Below are 15201 nucleotides of genomic sequence, written 5' to 3' on the forward strand. Positions count from 1 at the left end.
CCCCGGCTGCCGTGCGCAACCCATCGATGTCTACGAGGCAAGCCCAGTGAGAACCGACAAACTGACCACACAATTCCAGCAGGCACTGGCCGATGCGCAATCGTTGGCGGTCGGTCGGGACCATCCGCAGATCGACCCGGCGCATGTACTGCTCGCGCTGCTCAATCAGGATGGAGGTGCGTCGCGGCAGCTGCTCGCTCAATCCGGCGCGCAGGTCGACGCCGTCCGCAACCGGCTGGACGCGCTGATCGATCACCTGCCCACGGTCGGACAGGCAACGGGGGATGTTCAGGTAAGCGCCGACCTGTCCCGCATCCTCAACCTCACCGATCGTCTCGCCCAGCAGCGCAAGGACGAATTCATCGGCTCGGACTTGTTCCTGCTCGCACTGGTCGACGACAAGACCAAAACGGGTCAGTTATTGCGGGATGCCGGCTGCACCAAAGACGCCCTGGCACGCGCCATCGAAGCCATCCGCGGCGGCGAACCTGTCGACAGCGCAGACGCCGAAGGCCAGCGTCAGGCGCTGGAGAAATACACCATCGATCTCACCGCCCGCGCCGAAGCCGGAAAGCTGGACCCGGTCATCGGCCGCGATGAGGAAATCCGCCGCGTGATCCAGGTGCTATCCCGGCGAACCAAGAACAATCCCGCGCTCATTGGTCGGCCCGGCGTCGGCAAGACCGCTATTGCTGAAGGCCTGGCGCAACGCATCATCGACGGCGAGGTGCCGGACGGCCTGCGCGGCAGGCGCCTGCTGTCGCTGGATCTGGGCGCGCTGATCGCCGGAGCCAAATTCCGTGGCGAGTTCGAGGAACGCTTGAAATCGGTGCTCAAGGACCTGTCCAAGCAGGAAGGCCGCATCATCCTGTTCATCGACGAGATCCACACCCTAGTGGGCGCCGGCAAGGCCGAAGGCGCCATGGATGCTGGCAACATGCTCAAGCCGGCTCTGGCCCGGGGCGAGTTGCACTGCATCGGCGCGACGACGCTGGATGAATATCGCGAGAACATCGAAAAAGACGCCGCGCTGGAACGCCGGTTTCAGAAGGTGGTCGTCGATGAGCCGTCGGTGGAAGACACCATCGCGATTCTGCGGGGGCTCAAGGAGCGCTACGAAGTCCACCACGGCGTGGAGATCACCGACCCGGCCATCATCGCCGCAGCGCGGCTGTCACATCGCTACATCTCCGACCGCCAGCTCCCGGACAAGGCCATCGATCTGATCGACGAGGCCGCCAGCCGCATTCGCATCGAAATCGACTCCAAGCCTGAGGCGATGGATCGTCTGGAGCGTCGCATCGTCCAGCTCAAGATCGAGCAGGAGGCCCTGAAAAAGGAATCCGACGAGGCATCGCGCAAGCGCCTTGAATCGCTGAAGACTGACATCACCAAGCTGGAACGCGAGTACTCCGATCTGGAGGAAATCTGGAAATCGGAAAAGGCCAGCGTCCAGGGCGCATCCAGCGCCAAGGAAGAACTGGAGCGCGCCCGCATCGAACTGGAGCATGCGCGCCGCGCCGGTGATCTGACGCGCATGTCTGAACTGCAGTACGGCCGCATCCCGGCGCTGGAACGTCAGGTCGCCGAGGCCCAGGCAGCCGACGACGGCGAACAACGCAAGTTCCAGTTGCTCAAGAGCCGCGTCACCGACGAGGAAGTCGGCGAGATCGTCTCCAAGTGGACTGGCATTCCTGTCGCCAAGCTGATGGAAGGCGAGCGCGAAAAACTATTGCAGATGGAAACGGTGCTCCATGAGCGGGTGGTCGGCCAGGACGAGGCGATCACTGCGGTGGCCAACGCCATCCGGCGTTCGCGTGCCGGCCTGTCGGACCCGTCCAAACCCGTCGGCAGCTTCCTGTTCCTGGGGCCCACCGGTGTTGGCAAGACCGAGCTGTGCAAGACCCTGGCCGGATTCCTGTTCGATTCCACCGACAACCTGGTGCGTATCGACATGAGCGAGTTCATGGAGAAGCATTCGGTGTCGCGGCTGATCGGCGCCCCACCCGGGTATGTCGGCTACGATCAGGGCGGCTACCTGACCGAGGCGGTGCGCCGTAAGCCCTACTCCGTGCTGCTGCTCGATGAAGTCGAAAAGGCCCACCCGGACGTGTTCAACATCCTGCTGCAGGTGCTGGACGACGGTCGTCTCACCGATGGTCAGGGCCGCACCGTGGACTTCCGCAACACCGTGGTGGTGATGACATCCAATTTGGGCAGCCATCTGATCCAGGATTTGTCCGTGGGCGAGGAGGCCGGTGACTACGCGGCCATCCGCGAAGCGGTGATGGAAGTGGTTCGCCAGCAATTCCGGCCCGAGTTCATCAACCGCATCGACGAGGCCGTCGTGTTCCATCCACTGGCCAAGGCGCAGATTCGAGACATCGCGCTGATCCAGGCGAGCGGCCTGATCCAGCGTCTGGCGGAACGCGACCTCGGCATCCGTTTCAGCGATGCCGCGCTGGATCGCCTGGCCGATGCCGGATTCGATCCTGTCTATGGCGCGCGGCCACTCAAGCGCGCCCTGACACAGTTGGTGGAAAACCCGCTGGCCAATCGGATTCTGGCGGGTGATTTCGAACCAGGGTCGACAGTGCAGGTCGATTTCGATGCAGATTCGGAGTCACTCCTGTTTCGGAGCGAACTCGGCTGAGTGCTCGTCGGAGGTCAGCCTTTGGTCGTGCCTGCCTTTGGATCATTCAGGCGGCTGGCTTCTCGCACGACCTCGGCAAACTCATGTCGGGCCTTGAAGATGCCGAAGGCCAGTACAGCGAGCGTTGTCCAAGTCCAGACAGGCCCGAACGGGTCGACGATGAACAGGAGCGCTACCGCCCCCGCATAGAGAACCACACGCCCGACCAACATCCGCGGCTGCGCCCACTTCAGCCCGAAATTGCGATGGATGTAGTACGGAATCCAGCGACAGATCGCCTGAACAATCAGCGCCATCGCGCCCGGTAGATTCGCCGGAACCACCAACAGGCAGGCAGACGCCCTGGCCAACTGCAGGACGTAGAGCAGCCAGACGCGGGTCGAGTAATCGACACGATTGTAGATACGAAACAGCGCGTGCAACGCCAGCAAGGCGAGCACCCAGACCGCGGTGATACGCACAAGCTCGCCGTCGGGCCTAAGCAAGGCGATGCCCGCCACGCCCAAGCTTAAGGACCAGAGCCATGGCTGCCATCTTGGCGTGGCCACCATATGGGTTGCGTACTGACGAGAAAGCTTGGGCGTAGATTCGTACAGCTCGCCACAGCGGTCGTTGTCCACATAGCCAGTCTCGTAAATCGCCCAGAACGAAACCAGCAGGCAGCCGAGCCCGATCACGTGCAGGACGGGTGCGTTGGTCAGTGCGATGGTCGCAAGCAGCCAATACATGAAGTCATCAAGCAGAATGCTCCGGCGCAGATACTTGGCGCCCGGCCGCTTGACCTTGGTGGTGTAATCGAACGGCAGGTACACCCGGCGCAAGGCTGGCATGTAGAGGGCATCAGGCCAATCGACTAGCTGACCCTGCGCCGCCGCGGCCAACAATGGCGCATCGGAGCGAGAGTCCGTGACCACGAGCGATTGCGCCACCACCTCTGCCCCGAGTCTGGACTGTACCAGCGCGAGTTTTCCTCTCGCTCGATCATCGAAACCGGACAGCGAGCAGGCGATCAACTCAGCGTCGCCCCAGCCCATCGCTTCCAGGAGCGGCCGGATGATCGGCTCAAAACCGATGCTTGCGACCACCACGCGACCTCGGGATTGCCGCAGCGCATCGGAGAGCGGCCGGTTGAGCATCTCCGGGCCGCGCCGCTGCACAAACCGTCGCCAGCGCGACCACTGCCACGGCATGGTGTAGAGGATGACCCGAATGCGCCAGACATCCCGCGTCGGCTCCCCACCCGTCCAGCGCCAGGGCTTGGTGATCTCCAGCACGCGCAGGAGCACCGCGGCCAGCAGGCCGAACATGGCCTGGTCGATGAACTCCTCGGTTGAATTCCTCAAGCAAAGTGTTTCATCAAAGTCGACGAGCACTGGGGTCTCGGCGTGCGCCACATCATGCAGCGCCTGCTCTGGCGTGCACAGATAATCCGGTTCCGTTCCCTCCATGACGTCTTCCATCGGTATTTCCTAATTGCTGCGGCGGACACCGACGCGACGCCCTTGGGCGAGGCGGCGGCAACCAGTGCAGGGCCGCGACGCCCAGACTCGAGAAGCTTCAAGCATGACCCACCGGCGATAAAGGTTTGGTGACCGTTCGGCAATGTAGCGATATCGCGACGGCGATGGCGTGGCGTTCACCCCATACACCCCTTCTCCCGGTGCCGAAACGACAGGGCTCGGGGAGGTCCATGCGTCCATTCACCGTCCAGCGTCTTTCGCCGACCCGGTCAACAGGTCGATGAGCTGGCGGCGTCTCCCGATCCCCAGTTTGCCGTATATGCGATGCACATGGTTGGCCACGGTCGACGGAGACAGCTCCAGTTCCTGTGCGATGACCTTGTAGCTCGCACCGCTGACCAGCCGATCGGCGATCTCACGTTCGCGCAGCGTCAGTACTTCCAGACGCTCGCGCTCCCAGATCCGCAGCAAGGTCAACTCCGCTAAGTGCTCCGCATACACCTGAAGCGGACCGACCGACAACTCCGAGCGATGCAGGGACTCGGGGACATCGAATGGCAGCTGGTGCCCGGTCCAGCCCGGAAAATGCCGCTGCATCAGCGAGCGGAACCCCCATTGGGCATCCAGTACCGCGCCTCCGGCATCCACCACGGCGGATGGCCGATGTGCGTGGGTTCCAGCCGGTTTGGCCAGACCCAGAAAATACGCCTGGGTCGCCGCGCCGATCATCGCCGGGGCGATCAACTGGAAGGCACGGATCTCATCATCGGTGAACGGGGCCTCACTGGTCCGGGTCAGTACGATCTCGGTGTTGAGCTCCAGCACCCTGTCCACCATCAGCACACCCACGGCGTCACGCACGCCATGCTGCTCCAGCACCCGCCGATATACCCGCGTGCGTGGCACCGGCTCGGGTGCGCAGCTGCGCGCCAGTGACTCGGCGACATCGGGGCGTTGACGCATGTGCAGCTTGAGTGGGTTGATCTCGGCGCTGCCCTCCCAGGCGCGCGGGAACTGAGGTGGCAACTGCCAAACGGTCAGCGCATGCGCACCGGCGCCGCGCTTCGCGCGCCGCCACAGTGCTCCGTCCGCCGAAGCGGCCGTCGCGACGGCTTCCAGCATCCAGCTTCGAAACCGCTCGGGCGGCTGACTCAATGCCCCTTCGAACAGATTCGCAACCAGTCCGGTGATATGCCCAGTATTTATTAACCCTTCCATTGGGCCTTTTTTATCCTATTTGAAGGAGTTTTATTAGGCCATTCTAACGGCCATGAAGCAACTCGCCACTCAATTCGTCGCCGCACTCCTACTTGCCATGGCAAGCGTCTCCGTTTGGGGCAACGACAACAACGTCAACGTCGCCGACGAGTCCGATTACTCGGTGCTGGTGTTTTGGGCGAGTTGGTGTGGTCGGTGTGATGCCGTATTGAAGGACATGGATGCGCTGCACATGTCCGGCGCCTTGCACGGTATTCCGGTGAAGGCCGTCAACATCGGCGCGCAGGCCAACGCCGCGCAGGCCTTGCTGCGGAAGGGTGGGCAGGACCTGCAGCTAATCGCCGACGGTCAGACGCTTGCCGAGCGATTCGGCGTGCAATCGGTGCCGTGGGTCGTGGTCGTCGACGCAAACGGTGAGCCGGTCTACGAGCCGAGTCGGAACACCGTTCCGACCCAGCTCGCCAAGTACGTTCAGATGGACCTAGCGCTGCGTCTCTAGCAGAAACTGCCCGGCGCTCGGTCAACCACGGTTCCGCTACCGGCTTAAAATGTCTGCCGAACCCGGAAGTAGTAGTTCGCGTCTGCGTCTTCTTCCGCGGCATCCGTCACGCCAGAGGTTGTCAACTCGATGGCCGAGCCGATCGCTGCTTCCAGCCCCCAGGGTAGCTTGCCGGTGATTTCAGCCCCGACGTCCGCCTGACTGCGGTCGTCCGTGTCACGCCCACCCACGTTGTCTTCGAAGCGGGTGATGCCGTACTCGGCGAACGTCTTCAGACCAACCTGCAAAATGTTGAACGAGTACTCCGGCGGCTCCCACTGCACGCGTGCCACGGCGCCGGAATCCCCGACCGCTAGGCCCGGCAGCGACGAATACAGACTGCCCGTGCCACCTAGCACCCATTGCTGCTGTTCGGGGACGGCATCCTCGGTCCACTGTCCAAACACTTCCGCAGTGAACGTGTGGCCATCGGTGAGGTAGCGGCCGCGTAGCGTAGGCCTGACCAGCAGATAACCCAGATCAGCAAAGGTCAGCGGTTCGTCATCGTCGCCGAAACCCTGCTTCCCGGCGAGATTGGATTCCAACTCGAACTGCCCATTCTCGGTTAGCCAGGTTTTGGTGTACCCGATCGCGATTTCTGCCGAGGTGTAGATCTCCTTCTGCACCAGCGTGCCGCTACTCTGGATATCGGTTTCCTTGTGCGTGCGTTCGACCTTGGCGAAGGTCGTCATGCGCGACGAGAAGTCCGCGAACACCGGATAGAGCCAGGAGACCTCGCCTTCCAACAGCTCGGCTTCGAGCGGCGTGTCCAGCACAACCTGGTCATAACCCACGCGATGCCCCGCAAGCGTGAAGACACCGAAACGCGTGACCTGTGAATACGACAACAAGTGCTCGGCAAAATCGTCGGACTGGTCGGCTTCGTTCAGGCCGACCAGCGCGCTGCGGCCGAAGCCGGTGAACTCACCGCCAAACTCGGTGCCGCCCTTGACCATCACATCAAGAAAATGCCGACCGACGAACCGATTCCCCGGGTTGCCGATCTCCAGGTAGACCTCCCCGGCCGGGCGGTCGCTATCCCGCTCGGTCACTGTCAGCTGGTTGTCGTCCAGACTCATCGAGTAATCACGACCAGCGCGATTCGAATGCAAGCTGGCCAGCGCTCGGCGGGGTTCCAGCTGTGTGTCGCGAGGCGACTCGCCGGTCAAGCCTTTGAAGTAAGGCGTTAGCGCCTCTGGCGCTGCCACCGAGTCGATGCGACCGGGGGCCAGATGCACAAACACGGTATTGCCCTGCCGTGCGTAGGTGAGCTGGCTGGCCGGATAACCTTGGAGATAGGCGGCTCGACCTATCACGCGAACGGCCGCCGAGAGATCTTCGGCGCCGTCGACGGCGCCCGCGGCCGCTTCTTGTCCCAGTACGCTGTCATCAACAACCCGAATGGTGAATCCATCGAACGTCAGGTCATACGCAGACCCGGACGCAGCTGATTGAATTGTCTGAGCGCTTCCCTGCTGCGGCGGCAGTGATGGTGGCACATCTACAGCCATGCTTGACTCCTTCCCTGAAAAAAATGCCCGCCGGGTGGGTTCACGCCGGCAGGCTATATTGTAAGCCCTCGCCTTCGTCTAGCTAGGCTTTCACTTGGCGTGGTTGGCGACACAGCAACCGATGGTTCAAGGCCTCCGTGAGTTCCAGCACCTGATCCAGTTCGGACTTGAGGATGCTGAGCTGGCCAACCGCGGTCCCTGTCGTGCTGTCGTCACTCACCTTGTCACGTAGAGCATCGGTCATGCAGCTGATGTATTCCAAGCGTGCACTGATGCCGTCTGCGATATCGATTTCGTCGATTTCATCCATCACGATGGTATGCCTCCCCTCGCCTAGACGCGGCTGTCAGCCGATGCGTCGCAGTTCAGGTCTGCACGGGACGCCAAGTCATCTGTAACACCGCAGAGCAGCTCGGTGCCGGATTCACGGACCAGGCTTTCCGCGCCAGTGGTGCCTTCATCCGGGTTATTGGCCACATCGATAATCGTGCCGCCGTCACCACCCACGCCACCGTCACCACCGCCATTGCCGCCATTCCCACCGTTACCGTCGCCAGGGGCGGAATCGGTGTCGTTGATGAGGCCCAGCCCCAGAGCGCCACCGGTGCCGGAGTCGTCACCATTGAGCACACCAGCGCCGATCTGGCCACCATTGCCGGACTCGTCGCCATTGAGCACACCCGCACCCAGCGTGCCTCCATTGCCGCTGCCGTCGCCGTTCAGTACGCCAACGCCGATCTGGCCACCGTTGCCGGCATTGTCGCCGTTGAGGACACCGGCACCGATCACATCGCCATTACCGGAGTTGTCGCCGTTGAGCACGCCTGCGCCGAGGAAGCCGCCATTGCCAGAGTTATCACCGTTCAGCACACCGACACCCAAGGCACCATTCCCGCTGTTATCTCCAGAGAGCACCGCCACACCGAGACCATCGCTATTGCCGCTGTTGTCACCGTTGAGCACACCAAGCCCGATCAGGTTGCCCTGCGCGGCGTTGTCGCCGGACAGAACCGCGACGCCAATCAAGCCGCCGGAGCCCGCGTTGTCGCCGGCCAGCACGCCGATGTTCAGCAAATCGTTGGCGCTGGTCACGTCTTCGCCCGTTCCGATCCAGATACCGTCATAGATCTCGCCGATTGGCAGCAGGCCCGCCAGCTGAGAAGCCGCGGCATCGAGCGTGAACAGCGTGTCGCCGCCATACATGATGTGGAGTGCATCACCATCGTTGAGCAAGCCGATACCAAGGCCCTCTGAGGACTGCCCAGAATGGGTGCCCGACAGCACGCCCAGCGCGAGCTGATCACCGTTGCCGGAGTTGTTCTCGTTGAGCAGGCCGACACCAAGCGCGCCGCCCTGCCCCGCGTTGTTTCCGCTCAACACGGCAAGACCCAGCAAACCGCCGGTGCCGGTGTTGTCGTCATTGAGAATCCCGATTCCCAGCAGGCCACCGTTGCCGGCGTCCGCGCCGGACAGCACCGCCGTACCGAGCAGACCGTCGTTGCCGGTGTTGCCAACCTGGTTGCCACCGAGTACTGCGATATCGAGCATGTTGTTCTCGCCGCCCAGACCCAGCATCTGCCCAAGCACAAGATCCGCCAACGGCTGACCAATCACCGGTTCGGTCAAGGCGAGAATCACCGGATAGCCCGAGCCGTCCGGCCCGGTTTCAAAAACGGAGATATCCAGAAAGCCGTCCGACGGGCCATCGACCGCGCTCAGTCCAGGCAAAGGCGCAGAACTGATGTTGTTGGTCAATCCTACGAGCCCGGCGGTGAGGCCGGAGGTGGTTCCGCGCAGCGATGCCACCGTGGCGCCCAGTAGCGGCACCGCACCAGCCGACGATTGCTGCGTGGTCGAAACCGAGTCGTTGCCCGACAGCGCGCCAAGCAGATTCCCTACAGGGCCTGCTTGGGCGGCGGTGCTGGCGACAAGGGCCGAAATTGCAAAAATTGGGGTGCGCATGTGATCGCTCCGGTAGGCAGTAGACGACCACATCACAACATGCTCGCGAGAGCCCGCATATCGTAACGTCTATGATCGTAAAAACTACGGTCGTAGAAATTACGAGGCAGAGACGAACCAAGGACAGCTTGCCAATGAATTCAATCTGGGACCGCTTCTTTCTGATTCAGCGAAAAATGCTGGGGCGGACCATGCGGGCGGGCGATGCGGGTGTTTTTTCCGACGTCGCGGAGGCCTTTGCCGAAGAATTCGCCGTGTCATTCGTGCGCTGGAATGTCGCGGGCGCCGATGGCATCGAGAAGACCGTGTTCACGTGGCCGGATGACCACGACGCCAATGCGTCCACAGGGACCGCAATGCAGTCCGTCACGATCAACGACACGCATCGAGAGCACCGATTCACCCTCGGAGAACTCGACAACAGCTCGATACTCCCTACGGAACTCGCGCATGCGCTCTGCTCCACGCTGATTTCAGCCATCGAATTCCATGACGAGTTCGATATGCACCTGGCCGATGCCCGCGGTGGTGGTGACGAACTGGGACATGCGACTGTCGATGCTGATGGCGAAGTCATTTATGCCAACGAACGCTTCGTCGCCCTGGTTCGTCGCAACGAGCCGGATTGGGATGCCCGTCGTCTACCGATGTCGCTGGACCAGTCTCCGACGGCATTGCGTCATGGCATGACATGGAAAGGACTCTTCTTCTACGTCGAGCCCAACTCGGTACATATCCGACTACGGGTCCGGCCCGACCGGCGCTTGCCTGATCTGTCTCCACGGGAGTTGGAAGTCGCGCAGCTGATCGCGTCGGGGATGACGTTCAAGGAAGTCTCCCGTCAACTCGAAATGGCGCCCTCGACGGCGTCGACACACCTTTACAAGGTCTACGACAAGCTCGGAATCAACCGCCGTTCCGCGCTCGTGGAATGGTTGACCGAGAATACGGATGCGCTGAATTCAGCCCGCGGCCGGGCACGCTGACATAACCGCCCGGTGATCGCGCCGGCACAGGCCGTTCAGCCCGGCGGTTTATCGCTGGCATTACCCCGAACCCAGTAGCGCTGCGGCACCTTGCGGCAACGGCTCTCCAACATGCCGTTGAGCTTGTCGAGGCCAGATCGCAGACGCTCGCCTTCGCTCACGGTATACCCGGCACGCATGCGTGACTGGAGCTGAAATTTACCTTCTTGATATTGGCGACAGCGGGACGCATCGCGAGCCGACCATCCGCGATCCACACGCCGCTGGGGTTTTCCGGCCACGCTCGGGGGGCGCGAACCCTCGCTGGAAACAGCGGGTGCAGCCGCTCGCGCTTCGATGTCCACGGCCCTCGACGACGACGCAGCCGCACAGGGCCGATCCTGGATGGAACGGTGTCCGGAACCGTCTTCGCAGATATACGCCGTCGCGGCCGCCATCGCCGGGAACGCGATCAGCCACGGCAGCACCAAGGTGCAGAGCAGGCCGATCGCTCCGATAGCCTGCCGACGCCGGCACATGACGACGCATGGTCCCGTCCGGGCCTCGTCAGTCGCGTTGATCACAGCCGGCGGTGGGTTCACCGTGAAATCCTGCCATCAACCGGGCCACTTTTCACCGGACATCCCTCAATACAAGAAAGCCCCGCAAAGCGAGGCCGACTTGTCGATTTAATTGGTGGGCCGTCGCAGACTCGAACTGCGGACCGAGTGATTAAGAGTCACCTGCTCTACCAACTGAGCTAACGGCCCTATTTCTTCAATTGCCCGTTCTTCGACTGCTCGGCCTGCGGCGCGAGCGTTCAAACAACCGAACGCCGAAAAAATGGGGTGGACGATGGGACTTGAACCCACGACCACCGGGATCACAACCCGGGGCTCTACCAACTGAGCTACGCCCACCATCGCCCGCCAGTTCGGCGGGGCGCGAAGTATAGTGAGATTGCGTTAGGGTGACAACGCCGGTGGCTTCGTATCGAACACTTCGGCGTTAACCAGCGCATTGCGATTCCGGATCGCCCCACCTTCGATCCAGGTCCTCAGTGCCAGTTCGGCAGTCTTGCCCGTTCGGGTCTTGGGAATCGCCGGTATCTGAAAGATATCCTTCGGCACGTGTCGCGGCGAGGCTTCACTGCGAAGGCGCCGGCGAATCGCCTGCGCCAAGTCGGCATCCAGGTCCGCAGACGGAGCCAGCACGACAAACAACACGATTCGCACGTCACCCTCAACCAGCGCGCCGATCGCTGCGGCGTCGGCCAGCTCCGGCATGCGGTCGAGCACGCGATAAAGCTCCGCGGTGCCGATGCGCACGCCACCGGGGTTGAGCGTGGCATCCGAACGGCCATGGATAATGAATCCGCCGTGGGCGGTCTTCTCGGCAAAGTCACCGTGATGCCAGATCCCGGGGAAATGCTCGAAATACGCGCTGCGATATCGCGCGGTATCGCGATCATTCCAGAACGCCACGGGCATGGAGGGGAACGGTGCTCGGCAGACCAGTTCGCCCTTCTCTCCGGTCGGTTGCGAACAGCCGTTCTCGTCAGCCACATCGACATCCATGCCCAGCCCTGCGCACTGAATCTCACCTTCGTAGACAGGCAGCGTGGGATTACCCAAAACGAAACAGGAGACGATATCGGTCCCGCCGGAAATCGATGCCAGTTGCACGTCGGGCTTGATCGCCGAATACACGTAGGCAAAGCCTTCCGGCGACAGCGGGGAGCCGGTTGAGCAGATGGATTTCAGCGCATGCAGGTCATGGCTTTTGACGGGTTCGCTGCCGGCCTGTCGCGCCGCATTGATCCAGCCGGCGGATACCCCCAACAACGTGACCTCGTACCGCGCCGCAATGTCGAACAGCACGTCGGTGGATGGATAGGCCGGGTTGCCTTCGTAGAGTACGACCGTGGCCGCGCTGCCCAGCGCCGACACCAGCCAGTTCCACATCATCCATCCGCAGGTCGTGAAGTACAGCACGCGATCCCCCGGCGCCACGTCGGAATGCAGCTGATGCTCTTTCAAATGCTGAAGCAGCGTGCCACCGGCGCCGTGCACGATGCATTTAGGCTGCCCCGTCGTGCCGCTGGAAAACAGAATGTACAGCGGGTGATCAAAGGGTAGCGGCAGGTATTCGCAGCCTTCGGAGGTGACATCGCTCCAGGCGATCCAACCCGGCACGGCCGCCTCGCCCAGATAGCTGACCATGACCACGCGCTTGACCGTCGTGAGCACGGCGCGCACGGCTTCCAGCTTATCGCGGATGTCAAAAACCTTGCCGCCATAGCGATACCCATCAACACCGATGAGCACGGTGGGCCGAATCTGTTCGAAGCGATCGAGAATGCCCTGCATGCCGAAATCCGGCGAGCAGGATGACCAAACAGCCCCGATCTTGGCGCTGGCGAGCGCCGCAATCATCGTCTCGGGGAGATTCGGCATGACCGCGGCGACTCGATCACCTGGCTCGACGCCCTGCTGCAACAGCCAGCCGGCCACGGCGTCGACCCGTTCGCGCAGTTGTGCGCGGGTGAGTTGACGATCCTCGACACCCTCTCCGGTCGCGATGATGGCGATGTCGCCATCGGATCCTCGCTCGATCAGGTTCTCGGCAAAGTTCAGCTGCGCGTCGGGAAAGAAGCGCGTGCCCGGCATGGCATCGGGCGGTTCCGTGACGTCCCGAGCACCGCGCGCGCCGCGCACGTCGCAGTACGTCCAGATGCTGCGCCAGAACGCCCCTGGTTCTGTCACAGACCAGCGGTGCAATGACGCGTAGTCTGCAAACGATCCGGCGCCCTGCTCGGCCAGGGCCTGGCGATACCGCTGCAACACGCTGGCCTCAATTCGCTCAGCGCTGGGAGTCCAAAGGGGTTCAGTCATTCTGCATCCGGTTGATGATCGGGATGAGCCCGCTGGAACGCGGGCAAGGCTCGTAGATGTCGTGTGATGCGCACCAGACGCGGCATTCGCTCCAGATCTACCCCGAATCGCTCAGCGTTGTACATCTGCGGAACCAAACAAACATCCGCCAATCCGGGTTCATCGGAAAAACAGCAAGTGAATGGCGCACACGCTGCCAACTGGGATTCCAACGACTGCAGACCTCGGTCTATCCAGTGAGCAGACCACTGCTGGCGCATCGCCGGCGCGTGGCCTAGCTCGTCGGTCAGGTATTGCAAAACGCTGAGATTTTGCAAGGGCTGAATATCACTCGCGATGGTCTGCGCGAACGACAACACGGCCGCCCGATTCGCGGGTTGCTCGGGCAGCAGCCCGGGATCGGGGGCCAGAGCCTCCAGGTAGTCGATGATGGCCAGCGACTGCGAGATCCGCGTCGCTCCGTCTTCCAGCAGCGGGACATACTGCTGAGGGTTCATCGAACGATAAGCATCCTGTCGTTGCTCGCCGCCGTTGCGCACCAGATGGACCGGCACCAGTTCATAGGCCACCCGTTTCAGCTCCAGCGCGATGCGCACTCGATAGCTGGATGACGAGCGCCAGTAGCTGTAAAGCCGAATCACGGGCGATCGATTTCGACCACGGTCTGCTTGATCGCACCGAAGATGCTCTGCCCGTCGTCATCCAGCATGTCGATGCCGACCGTGTCGCCATCTTTCAGAAACGGCGTCCTGAATTCTCCGGTTTCGATCTTGTCGAGCATCCGCCGCTCGGCGATGCAGCTATAACCCCGGCCGCCATCAGCCACCGGCTTGCCCGGCCCGCCATCCTCACCGCGGTTGGAAATCGTACCGCTGCCGATGATCGACCCGGCGCAGAGGCCACGGGTCCTGGCCGCGTGCGCAACCAATTGCGGAAAATCGAAGGTCATGTCGTCGCCGGTCTGCGGGCAGCCGAACAACTCACCGTTCAGCGTGGAACACAACTCGCCCTCCAGCTTGCGGCCATCCCAGGCGCTGCCCAGCTCATCCGGCGTGACGGCGACCGGCGAAAAGCTGCTCGCCGGCTTGCTCTGGAAGAAACCGAAGCCCTTGGCCAGCTCACCGGGAATCAAATTGCGTAACGAAACGTCGTTGACCAGCATCAGCAACCGAATCCGCTCCGCTGCGGCGTCGGGCGAGCTGCCCATGGCGACATCGTCGGTGACAACAGCAATCTCCGCCTCGAAATCCGCGCCCCAGCCGCGATCAAAGATCTCGATGGCATCGCGCGGGCCAAGGAATCCATCCGAGCCACCCTGGTACATCAGCGGATCGGTCCAGAAGCTCTCCGGCAGCTCGGCTCCACGGGCGCGGCGCACCAGCTCCACATGGTTTACATAGGCGCTGCCATCGGCCCATTGGTAGGCGCGCGGCAGCGGTGATTCACAGGCCGCCGGGTCAAATGGGAAGGCGTCATCCATGCGGCCGGTTGCCAGGTCTTCGGAGGCCATCTGCAATTGCGGTTCCGCCTCGTCCCAGTCATCCAGCGCCGCTTGCAAGGTGGCGTAAGGCGCGAGGACGGCCTGGGTCAGATCGCGACTGACGACCAGCAGCCGACCGTCACGGGTGCCATCGCGCAGACTCGCTAATTTCATGCGGTTTCCTTGGGTTGGAGTTCGAAGGTCAAGACGACTTACCCGGCGCGCCAGCTGTCCGCGTAGGCGGGCAGCTCAACCGTGCTCAGCGCATCGCTGGCCTGTAATGGATCGCGGGTATCCAGCATCACCGCGACTTCTTCGGTGAAGGTCTTGGCGCTGGCCTGTCCCGCCGCCAGCGCCTTGGGGTGCGGGCCATGGGTAAAACCGCTGGGGTGCCAGGTGATCGTGCCCGGCTCGATATTGTCCCGCGAGAAGAAGTCGCCGGCGTGATAGAAGATCACCTCGTCGAAGTCATCATTGTTGTGAAAGAACGGCACCTTCAGCGCGCCGGGGTCTGACTCGA

The 15201-nt window shown here is 62.3% G+C and carries 12 protein-coding genes, 2 tRNA genes and 1 pseudogene; 3 read left to right on the forward strand and 12 right to left on the reverse strand.

Annotated elements, in window-relative coordinates:
* Window positions 1–46: 46 nt before the first annotated feature.
* The gene (gene clpB / locus ACE1EY_RS07955; protein WP_370299899.1) at window positions 47–2653 is read left to right on the forward strand and encodes an ATP-dependent chaperone ClpB; all 2607 of its coding nucleotides are present in this window, start codon (window positions 47–49) and stop codon (window positions 2651–2653) included.
* A gap of 14 nt (window positions 2654–2667) precedes the next feature.
* Here clpB and ACE1EY_RS07960 read toward each other — a convergent pair whose 3' ends face one another.
* Window positions 2668–4113, reverse strand: coding sequence for an HAD family hydrolase (locus ACE1EY_RS07960; protein ID WP_370299900.1), 1446 nt, complete (start codon window positions 4111–4113; stop codon window positions 2668–2670).
* Between the two features lie 240 nt (window positions 4114–4353).
* On the reverse strand, window positions 4354–5331 hold the full coding sequence (locus tag ACE1EY_RS07965; protein WP_291514278.1) for a helix-turn-helix transcriptional regulator: 978 nt from the start codon (window positions 5329–5331) through the stop codon (window positions 4354–4356).
* 52 nt (window positions 5332–5383) lie between these two features.
* Here ACE1EY_RS07965 and ACE1EY_RS07970 point away from each other — a divergent pair, with 52 nt between their 5' ends.
* Complete coding sequence (locus ACE1EY_RS07970; protein ID WP_373928063.1) at window positions 5384–5830, forward strand: TlpA family protein disulfide reductase; 447 nt, start codon at window positions 5384–5386, stop codon at window positions 5828–5830.
* Window positions 5831–5874: 44 nt separating this feature from the next.
* On the opposite strand, the gene ACE1EY_RS07975 is transcribed toward ACE1EY_RS07970, so the two are convergent.
* The 3 genes from ACE1EY_RS07975 to ACE1EY_RS07985 form a co-directional block, all read right to left on the reverse strand.
* The gene (locus ACE1EY_RS07975; RefSeq protein WP_370299902.1) at window positions 5875–7380 is read right to left on the reverse strand and encodes a hypothetical protein; all 1506 of its coding nucleotides are present in this window, start codon (window positions 7378–7380) and stop codon (window positions 5875–5877) included.
* A gap of 82 nt (window positions 7381–7462) precedes the next feature.
* A complete protein-coding gene (locus ACE1EY_RS07980; protein ID WP_370299903.1) occupies window positions 7463–7690 on the reverse strand; it encodes a hypothetical protein in 228 nt (75 codons plus the stop codon).
* Between the two features lie 23 nt (window positions 7691–7713).
* The gene (locus tag ACE1EY_RS07985; protein WP_370299904.1) at window positions 7714–9342 is read right to left on the reverse strand and encodes a beta strand repeat-containing protein; all 1629 of its coding nucleotides are present in this window, start codon (window positions 9340–9342) and stop codon (window positions 7714–7716) included.
* A gap of 134 nt (window positions 9343–9476) precedes the next feature.
* Between ACE1EY_RS07985 and ACE1EY_RS07990 the strand changes: the two genes are divergently transcribed.
* A complete protein-coding gene (locus ACE1EY_RS07990) occupies window positions 9477–10328 on the forward strand; it encodes a response regulator transcription factor (protein WP_370299905.1) in 852 nt (283 codons plus the stop codon).
* A 35-nt stretch (window positions 10329–10363) separates the two neighbouring features.
* On the opposite strand, the gene ACE1EY_RS07995 is transcribed toward ACE1EY_RS07990, so the two are convergent.
* From ACE1EY_RS07995 to ACE1EY_RS08025, 7 genes and pseudogenes are all read right to left on the reverse strand, one after another.
* Entirely contained in the window at window positions 10364–10909 is a 546-nt protein-coding gene (locus tag ACE1EY_RS07995) for a DUF4124 domain-containing protein (RefSeq protein WP_370299906.1), read from the reverse strand.
* A gap of 92 nt (window positions 10910–11001) precedes the next feature.
* A tRNA-Lys gene (locus ACE1EY_RS08000) sits at window positions 11002–11077 on the reverse strand.
* A 74-nt stretch (window positions 11078–11151) separates the two neighbouring features.
* Window positions 11152–11227, reverse strand: a tRNA-His gene (locus ACE1EY_RS08005).
* A 45-nt stretch (window positions 11228–11272) separates the two neighbouring features.
* Entirely contained in the window at window positions 11273–13201 is a 1929-nt protein-coding gene (locus ACE1EY_RS08010; RefSeq protein ID WP_370299907.1) for an acetoacetate--CoA ligase, read from the reverse strand.
* A complete protein-coding gene (maiA, locus tag ACE1EY_RS08015) occupies window positions 13198–13842 on the reverse strand; it encodes a maleylacetoacetate isomerase (RefSeq protein ID WP_370299908.1) in 645 nt (214 codons plus the stop codon). Before maiA ends, ACE1EY_RS08010 begins: the two co-directional genes overlap by 4 nt.
* Window positions 13839–14855: a fumarylacetoacetate hydrolase family protein gene (locus ACE1EY_RS08020; RefSeq protein ID WP_291514269.1), complete on the reverse strand. Its 1017-nt coding sequence runs from the start codon at window positions 14853–14855 to the stop codon at window positions 13839–13841. Before ACE1EY_RS08020 ends, maiA begins: the two co-directional genes overlap by 4 nt.
* 38 nt (window positions 14856–14893) lie before the next feature.
* Window positions 14894–15201, reverse strand: a pseudogene (locus ACE1EY_RS08025) (homogentisate 1,2-dioxygenase); the annotation flags it as partial.

It is taken from the genome of Abyssibacter sp. (genome assembly GCF_964229365.1).
GTDB lineage: Bacteria > Pseudomonadota > Gammaproteobacteria > Nevskiales > OUC007 > Abyssibacter.

Excerpts from the sequence above, each read along its gene's own strand:
- ACE1EY_RS07960 (WP_370299900.1), bottom strand. The coding sequence starts at position 4,113 with ATGGAAGACGTCATGGAGGGAACGGAACCGGATTATCTGTGCACGCCA.
- ACE1EY_RS07965 (WP_291514278.1), bottom strand. The coding sequence starts at position 5,331 with ATGGAAGGGTTAATAAATACTGGGCATATCACCGGACTGGTTGCGAAT.
- ACE1EY_RS07970 (WP_373928063.1), top strand. The coding sequence starts at position 5,384 with ATGAAGCAACTCGCCACTCAATTCGTCGCCGCACTCCTACTTGCCATG.
- ACE1EY_RS07975 (WP_370299902.1), bottom strand. The coding sequence starts at position 7,380 with ATGGCTGTAGATGTGCCACCATCACTGCCGCCGCAGCAGGGAAGCGCT.
- ACE1EY_RS07980 (WP_370299903.1), bottom strand. The coding sequence starts at position 7,690 with ATGGATGAAATCGACGAAATCGATATCGCAGACGGCATCAGTGCACGC.
- ACE1EY_RS07985 (WP_370299904.1), bottom strand. The coding sequence starts at position 9,342 with ATGCGCACCCCAATTTTTGCAATTTCGGCCCTTGTCGCCAGCACCGCC.
- ACE1EY_RS07990 (WP_370299905.1), top strand. The coding sequence starts at position 9,477 with ATGAATTCAATCTGGGACCGCTTCTTTCTGATTCAGCGAAAAATGCTG.
- ACE1EY_RS08010 (WP_370299907.1), bottom strand. The coding sequence starts at position 13,201 with ATGACTGAACCCCTTTGGACTCCCAGCGCTGAGCGAATTGAGGCCAGC.
- ACE1EY_RS08020 (WP_291514269.1), bottom strand. The coding sequence starts at position 14,855 with ATGAAATTAGCGAGTCTGCGCGATGGCACCCGTGACGGTCGGCTGCTG.